This is a genomic window from Savagea faecisuis, from assembly GCF_042675605.1.
Classification (GTDB): domain Bacteria; phylum Bacillota; class Bacilli; order Bacillales_A; family Planococcaceae; genus Savagea; species Savagea faecisuis.
Map to the genome: position 1 here is coordinate 35,889 of NZ_JBHTJF010000013.1, position 15,095 is coordinate 50,983.

The window sequence follows — 15,095 nt, forward strand, 5'->3', positions numbered from 1 at the left end:
TCCTCTATTTTAAATTTATTTCCCTAGACAAAATTGCGAGAATAACTCATTAATTAAACTATCTTTCATCGTATCGCCTACAATTTCTCCAAGCAACTCCCACGTTCGGGTTAAATCGATTTGTACCATGTCGATCGGTACTCCGATTTCTGCTGCTTCTAATGCTTCAGCGATCGTACGATGGGCTTCTTTCAATAAGATGATGTGACGAACGTTCGAAACATATGTTAAATCCGCTTGTTCTAATGAACCGCTATAAAACAGCTCTCGAATCGCATCTTCCAATTGATTAATTCCTTCGTCTTGCACGAGCGAAGTCGTCACAATCGGAGAATCTTTCGCCAATGTTTTAACTTCCTCTAAGTTAAGCTCCTGAGGCAAGTCTGTCTTATTGACGATGACGATCGTTTCAAATCCGTCGACCGCTTCAAAGAGGTGGCGATCTTCATCACTTAACGCCTCTGCACCATTTAAAACGAGCAAAATTAAATCCGCTTGTTTTAATACTTGGCGACTGCGTTCTACACCGATTCGCTCAACGATATCTTCCGTTTCGCGAATTCCCGCTGTGTCGACTAATTTTAACGGTACGCCTTTAATATTGACATACTCTTCTATAATATCACGAGTCGTCCCTGCGATGTCTGTCACGATCGCCTTATTTTCTTGAACGAGACTGTTTAAAAGCGACGACTTTCCAACGTTTGGACGACCGATAATGACGGTTTGAAGCCCTTCTCGAATAATTTTTCCTTGTTTTGATGTTTCGAGTAATTGTTCAATTTCTTCCATGATCCACGTCGCTTTTTCACGTAAAAGTGGAATCGTCACTTCCTCGACATCATCATACTCCGGATAATCGATATTCACTTCTACTTGAGCGAGCGTCTCTAAAATTCCTTGACGTAAAGCGCCTATTAAACGTGAGAGACGACCGTCCATTTGACCGAGCGCGATATCCATCGCTTCGTCCGTTTTAGCACGAATGACGTCCATGACTGCTTCCGCCTGTGATAAATCGATTCGGCCGTTTAAAAAGGCACGCTTCGTAAACTCTCCAGGTTCTGCAAGTTGTGCACCATTCGAAAGCACAAGTTCCAACACACGATTGACCGATACGATACCACCGTGACAGTTGATCTCGACGACGTCTTCTTTCGTAAATGTTTTCGGTGCTCGCATAACGGATACCATTACTTCTTCGACGACTTGTTCCGTCGAGGGTTCAACTAAATGGCCGTAATGAATCGTATGACTCGGCACTTCTGTTAATACTTTTTTATGAGGAGAGCGAAAAATACGCGAAGCGATGTCGACCGCTTCCTCTCCACTTAAACGTACGATACCGATAGCCCCTTCTCCCATCGGCGTTGAAATCGCTGCGATTGTTTCGTACGACATATGATCACCTTCTACCTTCTTCAATCTTTCTTTTATCATAACGCAACAACAATTGTGTTGCACTTTTCATTTCTCGTTCTTAATCGGACAAAAAAGAAGAGCGGACGAACGCTCTTCTTCAAATTGTAAACGAAATCTCGAACTTTTCAATTGGCTTATTGTAACGGTTCAATCACTAAATAACGGTACGGATCGCTACCTTCTGAATACGTATCGACATCGATACGAGCCGCGAGTGTATGATGCACGACTTTCCGTTCATATGATGGCATCGGCTCTAATTTTACTTTACGTTGCTTTGAAACAGCTTGGTCAGCCATGCGATTCGCTAAATGAATGAGCGATTGTTCGCGACGTTCACGGTAGTCGCCTACATTCATACGCACTACTTTAAAGCGAGTAGAATGTTGATTCACTACGAGTTGCGTCAATTGTTGCAACGCATTTAAATTTTGACCGCGTTTTCCGATTAACATCGCCGCATCTGGTGTATCGATTTGAATATCCACATACTTACCCACACCATCCACAGTAATGTCCACATCGGAACAATTTAATTCATTTGCGATTTCTAAAATATAATCTTTTGCGGAATTTTCAATCAAAAGTTCTTCGTTTTCCACATTGGGGATAACTTTTTCTGGCGCAGCAACCGGTTCTTCTTCAACGACAGTTGTTTCTTCGTCTATAATTTCAGGAACGATTAATTCTTCCACTAATTGTTCTTGTTCCTCTTCAAGCGCAGTAACTCGTTCTGGCTCATTTGACTGTTCCACTGGCTCTTGTACAACGGGAGGTGTTTCTTTTTTCGTTACGAGAACTTTCGCATCTTTTGCACCAAATCCAAGAAAACCTTTTCGACCTTGCTCTATCACTTCAATATCAACATGCTCACGAGTTGTATTTAACTGCTTTAACGCTTCTTGAATCGCTAAATCTACGGTCGTTCCTGTCTGTGCAATTTGTTTCATTTTTTACGTTTGCCTCCTTTTCTTTTATTGTTCTTTTTCGGTTCCTCCACGACAACTGGCTCTTTCGCGAACGGTTTATATAAGAAAATGTTCGTAATCAACATAATGATATTACCGATAATCCAGTAAAGTGAAATCGCTGCTGGTAAAAAGAGACCGAATCCGATAATCATAAATGGCATAATGTAAAGCATCGTTTTCATTTGTGGGTTATCCATAGCAGGTCCTGTTTTTAACACGACGAACTGCGCAACCCCCGCTATAATCGCTAATACGATACTTTGCTCAGCTAATTGGAAACCTAAAAATGTGCCTAGCTCAATTTCAGGCGTCGCATTCATACGGCTGATCGCATGATACAATCCGATGATGATCGGCATTTGAACGAGCGCTGGCAAACATCCTGCTACTGGGTTCACTTGATTTTCTGTAAACAATTGCTGAATCGCTTCACGATACTTTTCTTGCGTTACCGCATCTTTCGATTTGTACTTCTCTTGTAAAGCTTTCATTTTCGGCTGGATTTCTCGCATCGCCTTTGAACTGTTCGCTTGTTGAATAATTAATGGTAATAAAATAACACGAACGATAATTGTTACGGCAACGATACTCCATCCGTATGTACCGAGCACATCTTTTAACATCGTAATGAAGGCTACGATTGGCCAAACGATGAACTTACTCCAAAATCCTTCTGTATCTGAATAGATCGGTTCTCTAAAATCTCCACAACCTGCTAAAAAGATTGTCAGTGCAGATAACATAAGGATGAGAGCTATTTTCTTTTTCTTCATTGAGCTTTCCTCCAAACTTCTTTCCTCTCAACTGCTATTCTTTCTATAAATAGACCATTCATTTATTTTACTTCATTTCGCGCTTTCGGCAAACATTTTGCGATGCGCAAAACGTGCTGCAAACTCTTCTTCGTTTCATGAAAATTTAAATCGGTCGCTCCTACTCGAGCGATAATAACATAATCGACATTGGCTTTTAATTGACTCTGCAGTTCAAAGATTGCTTGGCGTACGTATCGTTTAATTTGATTACGCTTCACCGCATTTCCTAACTTCTTACTCACCGACAATCCTAGGCGTAGTTCTGTTTGATCCGCCTTTGGGTAAATATATACGACGAATTGTCGATTGGCGAAAGATGTTCCTTTTTTAAATACTTGTTGGAAATCTTCGTTCTTTTTAATTCTTTGTTGCTTTCTCAAAGCCTTCTTCACCTTCTTCTACACAGCATCTACTTCATTATAAACGAGAAAAAAAGACCACTGAATGACAGTGGCCTTATGCTGAAAGCACTTTTCTTCCTTTGCGACGACGAGCTGCTAAAATCTTACGTCCGTTTTTCGTGCTCATGCGTGCACGGAAGCCGTGAACTTTGCTACGTTTACGTTTATTTGGTTGGAATGTACGTTTCATATCGAGACACCTCCTCTTCAGTGTCAATAATCCTATCTCGTTTAAACTTAGAATGAATAGTCTTGAACATTATAACGAGCTTGTCTTTTATTGTCAAGGCCTTTCAAAGATTATACTGGATCCTTCTTCTCTCCAAAATGACTATAAGAGGACTACTATTCAATCCATTTTTATCGAAAAAAACAGTTCCCCTTTCTGCATTTTTTTATGTTAAAATAAACTTTCTGCTTTATCCACAATTTTATTCACACTTCTAAAAAACACTGTTTGTATATTTATACACCCCCACTTTCCGTTTCACCTTTATCAACAACTTATTAACAAATCTACACCTGTGGATAACTTTTATCAACAGATGTCTTATTTTTATGGATAATTTGAATAACTCCTTGTTATTAAAGCCTTTCTTTGCTATGATTTATCTACATGTTTGTTGAAAACTATGTTTTGGGAAATACAATATCCACAAAGCTTTTTCACTCGTGGATTATTCAATTCACACTTGTTGATTTTAGTTATCCACAGCTGTTTGTTATGTGGATAACTAATTTATATGTTGTCTTGAAATGATTAAAAAGGAGGAGTGTCACTCTTATGAATAATTTAGATTCACTATGGAACGATGTGCTTGAAGAAATTAAATCACGCATCGCTAAACCGAGTTTTGAAACTTGGCTAAAACAAACAGAGTTAATTGTTTTCGATGAGGAAACAGCTGTTATAGAAGTACCGAGCACATTCGCTCAAGAATGGCTAGAAAAGAACTACATCCATCTCATATCAGGAATATTAGCGAGCAAAACAGGAGCCGATCGAATCGTACACTTTGTCGTTCCTGACTCTTTACCGACTGAAGATTTAAAACGGTCTAATACGCGCTCTCAACAAGATGTAGCAGATGTAAATCCAAACTACGCGCAAATGCTCAATCCGAAATATACATTCGATACATTCGTCATCGGTTCAGGTAATCGCTTCGCTCACGCAGCATCTTTAGCTGTCGCAGAAGCTCCAGCGAAAGCGTACAATCCTTTATTCATTTATGGAGGAGTTGGATTAGGTAAAACACACTTAATGCACGCGATTGGTCATTATGTCATCGACCAAAATCCAGAACTAAAAGTCGCTTATGTTTCTTCTGAAAAGTTTACGAATGAATTTATCAATTCGATTCGTGACAATCGAGCGGACGATTTTCGCAATCAATATCGCAATGTAGACGTACTGCTTATTGATGATATTCAGTTTTTAGAAGGGAAGGAACAAACGCAGGAGGAGTTTTTCCATACATTTAATGCGCTGCATGAAGAAGCGAAACAAATCATCATCTCAAGCGATCGTCCTCCTAAAGAAATCTCTACATTAGAGGACCGTTTACGCTCTCGTTTCGAGTGGGGACTCATAACAGACATTGCGCCACCCGATCTTGAAACACGTATCGCAATTTTAAAAAAGAAGGCAAATGCGGATAATTTGACGAACGTTTCAGATGATGTGATGCTTTACATTGCGAATCAAATCGATTCGAATATTCGCGAATTAGAAGGGGCTTTAACACGTGTTGTCGCATATGCTTCTCTAGTGGATAAACCGATTACGCCTGAGGTAGCGCAGGAAGCATTGAAAGATATTATTCCAGACGCAACACCACGTGTCATTACCATTTTAGAGATTAAAAAAATTGTCGGAGAACATTTCAATATACGACTTGAAGACTTTTCTTCTAAAAAAAGAACACGTTCAATCGCTTTTCCGAGACAAATTGCGATGTTTTTATCACGAGAGCTTACCGACTCTTCTTTGCCGAAAATCGGAACAGAATTTGGAGGACGAGATCACTCAACAGTGATTCATGCTCATGAAAAAATCTCAACGATGCTTGAAAAGGATCAAAATTTACAAAGAGATATCCAACAAATCCGTTCTTTGCTCGGAGTTTAACTGTTGATAAGTGTGGATATTCGAAACAAATTATCAACACTTTATCCACACGGCTAACACGTTGATAGTATTGGCTTATAGTCACTTATCCACTTATCCACAGCCCCTATTACTATTATTACTTATCTTTTAAATAAAATAATATATAAATACTGGAGGACATTATGAAATTTGAAATTAATCGAACTCATTTATTAAACGGTTTAAACGATGTAATGAAAGCTGTTAGTCATAAAGTGACATTACCTATTTTGACAGGAATAAAAATTGAATTGAATGATCAAGGTGTAACGATGACTGGTAGCGATTCAGATATTACAATTTGTTCATTCATTCCTTTAGAAGAAGACGGAGAGTTGATTGTTGAAACATTCGAACAAGGTTCTATTGTTGTACAAGCTCGTTATTTTAGTGACATCGTACGAAAGCTCCCAACAAATACAGTATTATTTGAAGTGACAAATGGACAAGATGTTGTTATTCGCTCAGGCCGATCTGAATTTAAGCTAATCGGTTCAAATGCGGACGAGTATCCAATTTTGCCAAACATGGAAAATGACATTCAATTTACAATAGCGACACCTTTACTTAAATCAATTATTCGCGAAACAGGATTTGCTGTCTCTACACAAGAAACACGCCCAGTATTGACAGGTGTTAATTGGATTAAAAAAGAAGGCGCACTCTATTGTATTGCGACAGATAGTCATCGTCTCGCTCGTCGCATCACACAATTAGAAGATTTACCTGAAGGAGAATTTCAAGCAGTAATCCCAGGTAAAAGTTTGCAAGAACTAAATAAGATTATTGATAAAGAAGAATCTGTGGATATTTTGTTTACAGAACAACAAGTATTGTTTAAAACAGAACGCATTTTATTTTACTCACGTTTGTTGGAAGGAACATATCCTGACACAACTCGACTAATCCCGACGGAATATCAAACTTCAATCGTTTTAAAGAGTAAAGAATTTTTACAAGCGATCGATCGTGCGAGCTTGTTAGCGCGAGATGAACGCAACAACATCGTTCGACTCGTAACGACAGATCAATCAACAGTCGAATTAACATCGAACTCACCTGAAGTAGGAAAAGTCGAAGAAATCGTAGCTGCAACGTCCATCGAAGGGGAAGCTCTTCAAATATCATTTAGCGCCAAATATATGATGGATGCGCTTCGAGCGATTGAAAGTGAAGAAATTGTCATTCATTTCACAGGTGTTATGCGCCCGTTCATTTTGAAAGCAGTCGATAGCGAAGCAGTATTACAATTAATTCTCCCTGTACGTACTTACTAATTTAAATGTTAAAAAAGTGTTGTCATTTCATTCATGGATGGCAGCACTTTTTTATATACGTGCAAATGAAGTTCAAAAGCGAAAAATATGATTTCATGGTATAATGAAAAGACGTTGCGACGACAAGCGAGGAAATTTTTGAGGATTGAAAAGAAGCTTTCGAAATTTTAACAAGAAAAATTTCGTCGGCTTCTTTTCTTACTTATAAAAGGTAAACTTTGCGAGTGCGGAATAAAAAAGGGTATAATTAATAAGATGTACTAAATCTTAAAAATACGAACAACTGTTTTACTGTATGCAATTTATTCGGTAAAATAGTAAAATGATAAACAAATAAGAATAGAGTTGAATGTGATGGAAAGAGTAGAGATTAATACGGAATATGTAACACTAGGTCAATTTTTAAAAATGATCAATGTGATTAGTTCAGGCGGGATGGCAAAATGGTATTTATCGGAATATGTCGTTTATATCAATGGTGAAGAAGAACAGCGACGTGGAAAAAAGCTGTATGATCAAGATATTATCCTCGTTCCAAATGAAGGTAAATTTCAAATTAGTCGAAAGCTAGGTTAAGCGTCGATGTATATGAAACGTTTGCAGCTTGAGAACTATCGAAATTACGAAACATTGGACTTACAATTTTCTCCTCAAGTAAATGTTTTCATCGGTGAAAATGCTCAAGGTAAAACGAATGTCATGGAATCCATTTACGTCTTAGCGATGACGAAATCTCACCGAACCTCTAACGATCGTGATTTAATTCGTTGGAACTCAGAATATGGTAAAATAAAGGGAGAAGTTGTTAAAAAGTATGGCGCTATTCCTTTACAATTAGAAATTACAAAAAAAGGTAAAATAGCTCGGGCGAATCATTTGGAACAACGAAAGCTAAGTTCTTATATCGGACAGTTAAATGTCGTCATGTTTGCACCTGAAGATTTGAATATCGTCAAAGGGAGTCCACAAGTGAGACGGCGTTTTTTAGATATGGAAATTGGACAAATTTCCGCAACGTATTTACACGACCTCGTCGTATATCAAAAATTATTAAAGCAGCGCAATGCCATTTTGAAAAAAAGACATTTAACGACAGAAAATGAAGTAATGTTAAATGTTTATACGGAGCAGTTCATTCAAGCTGCTTCTAAAATTGTCGTCCGTCGCTTTTACTTTATGGAATTGTTACAAAAGTGGGCGATGCCGATTCATGACGGTATTTCACAAGGAAAAGAACAGTTGACGATTGAATATAAGACGTTAAAGCAATTTGAACGGACGATGTCGGAAGACGAGATTGCAGAGATTTATCAACAGGAAATCGAACTGTTAAAACAAAAAGAGTTAGACCGCGGTTTAACATTGATCGGTCCTCATCGTGATGATTTGCGTTTTTATGTGAATGATTACGATGTGCAAACATTTGGCTCTCAAGGACAGCAAAGAACGACGGCGCTCTCTTTGAAACTAGCTGAGATCGAATTAGTGAAGCAAGAAGTCGGAGAACCCCCGATTTTATTATTAGATGACGTATTATCAGAGTTAGATGATGACCGTCAAACCCATTTATTAAATATTATGCAAGGACAAGTTCAAACATTCGTGACGACGACGAATGTCGACGGAATCTCGCACGAGACGATTCAAAATGCGACGATGTTTGAAGTAGAAGAAGGAACTGTCACCCAATTGAAAGACTAAGGAAGGACTGGTGAAAGAGTTGGCTATGGAAGAGAAAAGTGTACAAACAGCATATGATGCCAATCAAATCCAAGTACTCGAAGGATTAGAAGCTGTACGGAAACGTCCAGGAATGTATATCGGAACGACGAGCTCGAGAGGATTACACCATCTCGTATGGGAAATTGTCGATAATAGTATCGATGAAGCGTTAGCTGGGCATTGTGATCATATCGAGGTGTTTATTGAGAAGGATAATTGGATTCGTGTGGATGACAATGGTCGAGGAATCCCAGTAGGAATTCAAGAGTCGACGGGCCGTCCAGCAGTCGAAGTAATCATGACTGTTTTACATGCTGGAGGTAAGTTCGGCGGTGGCGGTTATAAAGTGTCTGGAGGTTTACACGGAGTAGGTGCATCGGTCGTTAACGCTTTGTCTGAAGAAACAATTGCGACAGTTCGACGCGATGGCAAAGTGTATGAGATTCGCTTTGAACGTGGACTCGTTACAAAAGAATTAGAAGTGGTCGGTGAAACGACGGAAACGGGAACGTCGATTCGTTTTAAGGCGGATCCAGAAATTTTTAAAGAAACGACAGAATACGAATACGATGTGTTAGCTCATCGTTTAAAAGAGCTCGCTTACTTAAATCGTGGTTTACGTATTACGATTTCGGATGAACGCCAAGGACAAGAAAAAACAGAAACATTCCACTATGAAGGTGGAATTCGCTCATACGTAGAACATTTAAATAAAAATAAAGAACCGTTACACGAAGAACCGATTTATGTAGAAGGCGAAAAAGACGGTATCACATTAGAAATTGCCATGCAGTACAATAGTGGTTTTGCTGAAAACTTATACTCTTTCGCTAACAACATTAATACGTACGAAGGTGGAACGCATGAATCAGGTTACAAAACAGCTTTAACACGGGTCATCAATGACTATGCTCGAAAAAACAATTTATTAAAAGAAGCGGATGCCAATTTAACAGGAGATGACGTTCGTGAAGGATTAACGGCGATTATTTCAGTAAAACACCCGGATCCACAATTCGAAGGGCAAACGAAAACGAAACTAGGGAACTCAGAAGTAAGTACAATTACGAATCAATTGTTCTCAGAAGGATTCCAACGTTTCTTATTAGAAAATCCGACTGTAGCCCGTACAGTAATCGATAAAAGCTTAATGGCAGCACGTGCACGAATCGCTGCTAAAAATGCTCGTGAAATGACACGTCGTAAATCTCCATTAGACGTTTCGAGCTTACCAGGTAAATTAGCAGACTGTTCTTCACGAGATCCAGCAATTAGTGAATTGTATATCGTTGAGGGTGACTCGGCAGGAGGTTCAGCGAAAAGTGGACGAGATCGTCACTTCCAAGCAATTTTGCCATTGCGAGGTAAAATTTTAAACGTAGAAAAAGCGCGAATTGATCGTATTTTAGGGAACTTAGAAATTCGAGCGATGACCACAGCACTCGGCACAGGAATCGGTGAAGACTTTGATTTATCGAAAGCTCGTTACCATAAAATTATCATTATGACGGATGCGGATGTCGATGGTGCTCACATTAGTACGCTTTTATTAACATTTTTCTTCCGTTTCATGCGTCCGTTAATCGAAGCGGGATATGTGTATATTGCTCAACCACCGTTATACGGCGTAAAACAAGGTCGTAAAGAATATTACTGTTTAGACGAAGAAGAATTAGAAGAGACGTTGGCGTCACTCTCGGCAACGCCAAAACCAGAAGTGTCACGCTTTAAAGGTCTCGGTGAGATGAATGCTGACACACTTTGGGATACGACGATGAATCCAGAACATCGCGTGTTATTACAAGTTCAACTCGATGACGTTGTCGAAGCGAATGAAGTATTTGAACAGTTGATGGGTGATGAAGTAGAACCGCGCAGACGATTCATTGAAGAGAATGCTTCACAAGTTATGAATTTAGATGCATAAAGTGAAGATTTCGAAAGGAGTATACGTATATGGCTGACACGCCAAACCGTGGTGTAAAAAGAATTAACATTAGTAAGAAAATGAGGACTTCATTTTTAGATTATGCGATGAGCGTAATCGTATCACGTGCTTTACCAGACGTACGTGACGGATTGAAGCCTGTTCACCGTCGTATTTTATATGCGATGCATGAATTAGGCATTACAGCGGACAAATCACATAAAAAATCTGCCCGTATCGTCGGGGATGTTATCGGTAAGTATCACCCGCATGGAGATAGTGCTGTATACGAAACGATGGTACGTATGGCGCAAGATTTTAACTATCGCTACATGCTAGTAAATGGACAAGGGAACTTCGGATCGGTCGATGGTGACTCGGCAGCAGCTATGCGTTATACCGAAGCGAAAATGTCTAAAATTTCGATGGAATTGTTGAGAGATATTAATAAAAATACGGTCGACTTCCAAGAAAACTATGACGGTAACGAAAAAGAACCGACTGTTTTACCGAGCCGTTATCCGAACTTAATCGTTAACGGAACGAGCGGTATCGCAGTAGGGATGGCAACGAATATTCCTCCTCACCACTTAGGAGAAGCGATTGATGCGGTGCTCGCTGTTGCGGACAATCCACAATTGACGACAGAAGAATTGATGGAAATTATGCCAGGACCAGACTTTCCAACAGGCGGGATCATTTTAGGTCGCAGCGGTATTCGTCGCGCTTACGAAACAGGTCGTGGCTCGATTATGATCCGCGGTAAAGTAGAAATCGAACAGGCGAAATCTGGAAAAGAGACAATTATCGTTACAGAATTACCGTATCAAGTGAATAAAGCGCGTCTCATTGAGAAAATAGCAGAATTAGTACGTGAAAAGAAAATTGAAGGCATTACACATTTAGCAGATGAATCTGACCGTACAGGTATGCGTATTGTCATCGAAGTACGTCGAGATTCGAATGCGAATGTCATTTTAAATAATTTATATAAGCAAACGGCTCTACAATCGAGTTTCGGTATTAATATGCTCGCTTTAGTCGATAAAGAACCGAAAGTATTATCGTTGCGTGAAATATTGCAACATTACTTAGATCATCAACGCGTCATCATTCGTCGTCGTACACAATACGAATTAGAACGCGCTGAAGCACGCGCGCACATATTAGAAGGGCTTCGTATCGCTTTAGACCATATCGATGAAATTATCGCTTTAATTCGCGGTTCAAAAACAACAGCGGAAGCAAAGTCAGGATTAATCGAAACATTCGAATTGTCTGAGCGTCAAGCACAGGCTATTTTAGATATGCGTTTACAACGTTTAACAGGTTTAGAGCGCGATAAAATTGAAGAGGAATATAAAGAGCTTCTCAAGTTAATTGAAGAGTTAAAAGCGATTTTAGCTGACGATGAAACGTTATTAAATTTAATTAAAGAAGAGCTTTTAGAAATTAAAGAACGTTTTGCGGATGAACGTCGTACGGAAATTACGACGACTGGTTTAGAAATGATTGAAGATGAAGACCTCATCCCAGAAGAAAATTTAGTCTTAACATTGACACATAACGGTTACATTAAACGTTTACCTTCAAATACGTATCGCAGTCAACGTCGTGGAGGCCGAGGAATTCAAGGAATGGGAACGAACGAAGATGATTTCGTAGAACATTTATTGAATACGTCAACTCACGATACGATTTTATTCTTCACTTCTAAAGGACGCGTATTCCGTAAAAAAGGATATGAAATTCCAGAATATAGTCGAACTGCAAAAGGCTTGCCGATCGTTAACTTATTAGAAGTAGAAAAGGATGAAAAAGTAACCGCGATGATTCCAATCCCAGAATTTGATGAAGAACAGTATTTATTCTTCGCAACGAAACAAGGGATTGTGAAGCGAACTTCTATCCAAGAATATCGAAATATCCGAACGAACGGAATTATAGCGTTAACTTTAAGAGGTGACGATGAATTAATCGGTGTGAAATTAACATCGAATGAAGAAGATATTATCATCGGAACGAGAGATGGTATGCTCATCCGTTTTAAAGAGTCAGATATTCGGGTAATGGGACGTACTGCAGGTGGAGTGATCGGTATCCGTTTACGTGAAGAAGACTATGTCATCGGTATGGATCTATTAAACGAAGAGCATGAAGTGTTAATCGTCACTGAGAAAGGGTACGGAAAGAGAACTCCAGCGGCGGAGTATCGCATCCAAACACGTGGAGGATTAGGGCTGAAAACAGCACAAATCACTGAGCGAAACGGTAAGCTAGTCGCAATGAAATCTGTAGAAGGTACAGAAGATATTATGATTATTACAGGACATGGAATCATCATTCGAATGGATATCAATGATATTTCAGTCTTCGGCAGAAATACACAAGGAGTTCGCTTAATTCGTATCGATGAAGGGGAATTTGTCGCAACGGTTGCGAAAGTAGTGAAAGAAGACGATTTGTTAGACGAAGAAGATGATGATCAGTCCGAATGATGAGAGTTGAGGTGGAATCATGGAGGCTGAAATAAAGGTAGTAAGTGAACTTGAAGTTGGAGATATTATCGAAGAAGATGTCTTTGCGAACACTAAATTTCCAATTGTTAAAAAAGGGACGCTCGTAACAGATGTCCAAATTAATGTATTGAAACAGTTTGATATCGTACAAGTGCTTGTGCGTGTAATTGAAGAAGATGAGATCGTAGAAGTGCGTCCAGCAGTAAGAAAAGAAAAAAGCCCGACTCAAGATATGGAAGTTAAACGTTTCATAGAAGAAGTCATTCAAGAAGAAGAGCATGAACACGAAGATGATTTTCAGATTGTTTATCGAGAGTCGTATCAAAATTATAAAATGGAATATGATCGATTACGCTCTGGTAGTAAAGTGAATGTTCCTCATACGAGACAAATTATTATCCCTCTGATTGAAATGTTCTTTGAATCAGAAAATACAATTTATGATCTAAAACGTAAAATTATTGTGGAAGATTATATTTATCATCATCATCTTCGAACAAGTATCGTAGCCACTTTATTAGCTAAAGAGCTTGGATATTCTAAAGCTGAACAAAATCAAATTAGTTTGGCTGCCCTTTTAATGGATGCAGGAATGGCTAAAATTTCGATGACTTTATTAAACAAAACGAGAGACTTAACAGAACAAGAGCGTATGGAAATAAGAAAACATGTCATTCATAGTTACACGAGTATTCAAAACTCACCTATTTTAAAGCCGGAAATAAAAACAGCAATCGTTCAACATCACGAGAGAATGGATGGATCAGGTTATCCATTACAGTCGAAATACCAAGAGATTCATCAAATTTCTCAAATATTAGCAGTTGCTGATGTTTTCTGTGCTTTGACTGAGAAGAGACCATATCGTTCTGATTTAAGTGAAGTTGAAGCGATTGAATACATGCGTTATGAACAGTATGGAAAATATGATTTAAAAGTAATTGAACAACTTCAAAAACTAGTAGGCTTTGTTACGATAGGAACACAAGTAGAGTTAAACAATAAAGCAATTGGAGTAGTTGTACATGAAAATAAAGATAATATATATCGTCCAATTGTAAAAGTAGATGATGAAGTCATCGATTTAAAAGAAAAAATGTATTACATGAAAGCTGTCCTTTAGATGAAGGGAGAGTGAAAGAGCATCTCGAAAAATCGAGATGCTCTTTTTATTTTTAAAAAAGGGTTGCAATTTTAAAATAACCTTGATATAGTTATAAACGTTGCTTTTGCAACACGAACTTAATAAGCATTTGACCTTTCGAAAAAAACTTTTAAAAAGTTGTTGACAAAGCGAATGACATTGAGTTACGATATAAGAGTTGCTTCAAGAAAGCGACGAAATGAACATTGAAAACTGAACAGTAACTTGTTGATGAAATAAACCGTTTCTTTATTCAACCCCGTTGGATATCGAAACAAACAATTTGAACATCTATAAAAGATGCCAGCAAATTTGAGCTTACTCAAATTTCTCTTTTTCTGTGAAAACAGAAAAAGAAACGAGACGCGAGCGAGACGAGGAAACGAAAGAGCGAATGAAGGAGCGTATTCAATACGTGACTGAAATGAGCGATTGAAGTTGACGAAGTATCGCGAAGCGGATCGCTTTCTTTTTGAGAGTTTGATCCTGGCTCAGGACGAACGCTGGCGGCGTGCCTAATACATGCAAGTCGAGCGAACAAAAGAGGTGCTTGCACCTCTTGCGTTAGCGGCGGATGGGTGAGTAACACGTGGGCAACCTGCCCTGTAGATTGGGATAACTCGCGGAAACGTGGGCTAATACCAAATAATCCATCGCACCTCCTGGTGCGATGTTTAAAGACGGTTTCGGCTGTCACTACAGGATGGGCCCGCGGCGCATTAGCTAGTTGGTGGGGTAATGGCCT

At 38.9% G+C, this 15,095-nt stretch carries 12 protein-coding genes and 1 rRNA gene; 8 read left to right on the forward strand and 5 right to left on the reverse strand.

The window, feature by feature from the left end; translation table 11 throughout:
• Positions 1 to 15: 15 nt before the first annotated feature.
• From mnmE to rpmH, 5 genes are all read right to left on the reverse strand, one after another.
• Positions 16 to 1,401 carry a tRNA uridine-5-carboxymethylaminomethyl(34) synthesis GTPase MnmE gene (gene mnmE / locus ACFQ0V_RS03115; protein ID WP_381009528.1) on the reverse strand — a complete coding sequence of 462 codons (1,386 nt, stop codon included), beginning with the start codon at positions 1,399 to 1,401 and terminating at the stop codon, positions 16 to 18.
• 155 nt (positions 1,402 to 1,556) lie between these two features.
• Entirely contained in the window at positions 1,557 to 2,372 is an 816-nt protein-coding gene (gene jag / locus ACFQ0V_RS03120) for an RNA-binding cell elongation regulator Jag/EloR (RefSeq protein WP_381009531.1), read from the reverse strand.
• The gene (yidC, locus tag ACFQ0V_RS03125) at positions 2,369 to 3,166 is read right to left on the reverse strand and encodes a membrane protein insertase YidC (RefSeq protein ID WP_381009534.1); all 798 of its coding nucleotides are present in this window, start codon (positions 3,164 to 3,166) and stop codon (positions 2,369 to 2,371) included. The genes jag and yidC overlap by 4 nt, the downstream gene beginning before the upstream one ends.
• A gap of 62 nt (positions 3,167 to 3,228) precedes the next feature.
• Entirely contained in the window at positions 3,229 to 3,588 is a 360-nt protein-coding gene (gene rnpA, locus ACFQ0V_RS03130) for a ribonuclease P protein component (protein WP_381009537.1), read from the reverse strand.
• Between the two features lie 76 nt (positions 3,589 to 3,664).
• The gene (rpmH, locus tag ACFQ0V_RS03135) at positions 3,665 to 3,799 is read right to left on the reverse strand and encodes a 50S ribosomal protein L34 (RefSeq protein WP_194563622.1); all 135 of its coding nucleotides are present in this window, start codon (positions 3,797 to 3,799) and stop codon (positions 3,665 to 3,667) included.
• Between the two features lie 594 nt (positions 3,800 to 4,393).
• Between rpmH and dnaA the strand changes: the two genes are divergently transcribed.
• The 8 genes from dnaA to ACFQ0V_RS03175 form a co-directional block, all read left to right on the forward strand.
• Positions 4,394 to 5,740 carry a chromosomal replication initiator protein DnaA gene (gene dnaA, locus ACFQ0V_RS03140; protein WP_381009541.1) on the forward strand — a complete coding sequence of 449 codons (1,347 nt, stop codon included), beginning with the start codon at positions 4,394 to 4,396 and terminating at the stop codon, positions 5,738 to 5,740.
• A gap of 164 nt (positions 5,741 to 5,904) precedes the next feature.
• Positions 5,905 to 7,038, forward strand: coding sequence for a DNA polymerase III subunit beta (gene dnaN, locus ACFQ0V_RS03145; protein WP_381009544.1), 1,134 nt, complete (start codon positions 5,905 to 5,907; stop codon positions 7,036 to 7,038).
• A 354-nt stretch (positions 7,039 to 7,392) separates the two neighbouring features.
• Positions 7,393 to 7,614 carry a S4 domain-containing protein YaaA gene (gene yaaA, locus ACFQ0V_RS03150; RefSeq protein WP_381009547.1) on the forward strand — a complete coding sequence of 74 codons (222 nt, stop codon included), beginning with the start codon at positions 7,393 to 7,395 and terminating at the stop codon, positions 7,612 to 7,614.
• A gap of 6 nt (positions 7,615 to 7,620) precedes the next feature.
• Positions 7,621 to 8,739 carry a DNA replication/repair protein RecF gene (recF, locus tag ACFQ0V_RS03155; RefSeq protein WP_381009550.1) on the forward strand — a complete coding sequence of 373 codons (1,119 nt, stop codon included), beginning with the start codon at positions 7,621 to 7,623 and terminating at the stop codon, positions 8,737 to 8,739.
• 25 nt (positions 8,740 to 8,764) lie between these two features.
• Positions 8,765 to 10,687 (forward strand): DNA topoisomerase (ATP-hydrolyzing) subunit B, encoded by a 1,923-nt coding sequence (gene gyrB / locus ACFQ0V_RS03160; protein WP_381009566.1) that lies wholly within the window; start codon positions 8,765 to 8,767, stop codon positions 10,685 to 10,687.
• Between the two features lie 29 nt (positions 10,688 to 10,716).
• The gene (gyrA, locus tag ACFQ0V_RS03165; RefSeq protein WP_381009553.1) at positions 10,717 to 13,185 is read left to right on the forward strand and encodes a DNA gyrase subunit A; all 2,469 of its coding nucleotides are present in this window, start codon (positions 10,717 to 10,719) and stop codon (positions 13,183 to 13,185) included.
• Between the two features lie 19 nt (positions 13,186 to 13,204).
• Positions 13,205 to 14,329 (forward strand): HD-GYP domain-containing protein, encoded by a 1,125-nt coding sequence (locus ACFQ0V_RS03170; RefSeq protein ID WP_381009556.1) that lies wholly within the window; start codon positions 13,205 to 13,207, stop codon positions 14,327 to 14,329.
• Between the two features lie 489 nt (positions 14,330 to 14,818).
• Positions 14,819 to 15,095, forward strand: a 16S ribosomal RNA gene (locus ACFQ0V_RS03175); the annotation flags it as partial.